The organism is Asaia krungthepensis NRIC 0535 (assembly GCF_025995175.1).
Classification (GTDB): Bacteria; Pseudomonadota; Alphaproteobacteria; order Acetobacterales; family Acetobacteraceae; genus Asaia; species Asaia krungthepensis.
This window is the reverse complement of sequence record NZ_BAPV01000044.1, coordinates 1-2,500: the sequence shown is the minus strand read 5'-3', so window position 1 is coordinate 2,500 and position 2,500 is coordinate 1. Positions and strand designations below refer to the sequence as shown.

General features: G+C 55.6%; 1 tRNA gene and 2 rRNA genes (1 of these 3 cut by a window edge). All 3 read left to right on the top strand.

What is annotated here, in order from left to right:
- Positions 1–2,164, top strand: a 23S ribosomal RNA gene (locus tag AA0535_RS12260) (it extends 577 nt beyond the left edge of the window).
- A gap of 108 nt (positions 2,165–2,272) precedes the next feature.
- A 5S ribosomal RNA gene (gene rrf, locus AA0535_RS12255) occupies positions 2,273–2,387 on the top strand.
- A 35-nt stretch (positions 2,388–2,422) separates the two neighbouring features.
- Positions 2,423–2,499, top strand: a tRNA-Met gene (locus tag AA0535_RS12250).
- The last annotated feature ends 1 nt before the right edge of the window (position 2,500 follow it).

Genomic DNA, 2,500 nt, shown 5'->3' with positions numbered 1-2,500 from the left:
GCAGCGAGCTTAAGCCGGTAGGTGTAGGCGTAGCGAAAGCGAGTCTGAATAGGGCGCATGAGTTGCTGGCAGAAGACCCGAAACCGAGTGATCTAGCCATGGCCAGGCTGAAGGTGCGGTAACACGCACTGGAGGGCCGAACCCACGCCTGTTGAAAAAGTCGGGGATGAGCTGTGGCTAGGGGTGAAAGGCCAATCAAACTCGGAGATAGCTGGTTCTCCGCGAAATCTATTGAGGTAGATCGTCACGTATTGCCCTCGGGGGTAGAGCACTGGATGGGCTAGGGGGACCCAAAGTCTTACCAAACCTAACCAAACTCCGAATACCGAGGAGTATGAGCGTGGCAGACAGACAGTGGGTGCTAAGGTCCATTGTCGAGAGGGAAACAGCCCAGACCACCAGCTAAGGCCCCCAAATCGTGGCTAAGTGGGAAAGGATGTGGGGATTCCAAAACAACCAGGAGGTTGGCTTAGAAGCAGCCATCCTTTAAAGAAAGCGTAATAGCTCACTGGTCTAATAGAAACCCTGCGCCGAAAATGTAACGGGGCTCAAGCCACGTGCCGAAGCTGTGGGTGCATATCTATGATATGCGCGGTAGCGGAGCGTTCCGTAGGTCTGCGAAGGAGACGGGGTGACCCTCTCTGGAGATATCGGAAGTGCGAATGCTGACATGAGTAGCGACAAACAGTGCGAGAAACACTGTCGCCGAAAGTCCAAGGGTTCCTGCGCAAGGTTAATCCACGCAGGGTGAGCCGGCCCCTAAGGCGAGGGCGAAAGCCGTAGTCGATGGGAACCAGTTGAATATTACTGGGCCTGCCAGAAGTGACGAATGCGATATGTTGTCTGGTCTTATTGGATTGACCAGGCTTTTGGAGCATTCCAGGAAATAGCTCTGGCGTATAGACCGTACCCGAAACCGACACAGGTGGACTGGTAGAGAATACCAAGGCGCTTGAGAGAACGATGCTGAAGGAACTAGGCAAATTGCTCGTGTAACTTCGGGATAAGCGAGACCCGTCCGTGGGCAACCACAGGCGGGTGGCACAGACCAGGGGGTAGCGACTGTTTAGTAAAAACACAGGGCTGTGCGAAGTCGAGAGACGACGTATACGGCCTGACGCCTGCCCGGTGCCGGAAGGTTAAGAGGAGATGTGCAAGCATTGAATTGAAGCCCCGGTAAACGGCGGCCGTAACTATAACGGTCCTAAGGTAGCGAAATTCCTTGTCGGGTAAGTTCCGACCTGCACGAATGGCGTAACGACTTCCCCACTGTCTCCAGCATCGACTCAGCGAAATTGAATTCCCCGTGAAGATGCGGGGTACCCGCGGTCAGACGGAAAGACCCTATGAACCTTTACTGCAGCTTTGCAGTGGCATCAGAGACATCCTGTGTAGGATAGGTGGGAGGCTACGAACCCGGGACGCCAGTACCGGTGGAGCCGTCCTTGAAATACCACCCTGAATTTTTCTGATGTCTAACCGAGACCAGTCTAGCCTGGTCCGGGACCCTGCATGGTGGGCAGTTTGACTGGGGCGGTCGCCTCCCAAAGTGTAACGGAGGCGCGCGATGGTGGGCTCAGGTCGGTCGGAAACCGACTGTCGAGTGCAATGGCATAAGCCCGCCTGACTGTGAGAGTGACAGCTCGAACAGAGACGAAAGTCGGCCATAGTGATCCGGTGGTCCCACGTGGACGGGCCATCGCTCAACGGATAAAAGGTACTCTAGGGATAACAGGCTGATCTCCCCCAAGAGTCCACATCGACGGGGAGGTTTGGCACCTCGATGTCGGCTCATCACATCCTGGGGCTGGAGCAGGTCCCAAGGGTTCGGCTGTTCGCCGATTAAAGTGGTACGTGAGCTGGGTTTAGAACGTCGTGAGACAGTTCGGTCCCTATCTGCCGTGGGTGTATGAGACTTGAGAGGATTTGTCCCTAGTACGAGAGGACCGGGATGAACATACCTCTGGTGTACCGGTTGTCGCGCCAGCGGCACAGCCGGGTAGCTAAGTATGGACGGGATAACCGCTGAAAGCATCTAAGCGGGAAACCCACCTCAAAACTAGGTCTCACAGGGCCGTGAAAGACCATCACGTCAATAGGCCGGGTGTAGAAGCGTGGTAACACGTGCAGCTAACCGGTCCTAATCGCCCATATCGCTCACACAACGCTCTCACAAAGAGAGCATACACATGCATAGCAATCATCCACGCAAAATCATCATACAAAACACCAACCTCCACACCGACACACAGTTGTCGGGTGGATCAGAAGACCTGGTGGCTATGGCGGGAGACTTCCACCCGATCCCATCCCGAACTCGGCCGTGAAACGCCCCAGCGCCTATGATACTGCATCTCAAGATGCGGAAAAGTCGGTCGCCGCCAGGTCCCCTGATCCACCCCACAAATCACACCACCACCCCCGCGGGGTGGAGCAGCCCGGTAGCTCGTCAGGCTCATAACCTGAAGGCCGCAGGTTCAAATCCTGCCCCCGCAACCAT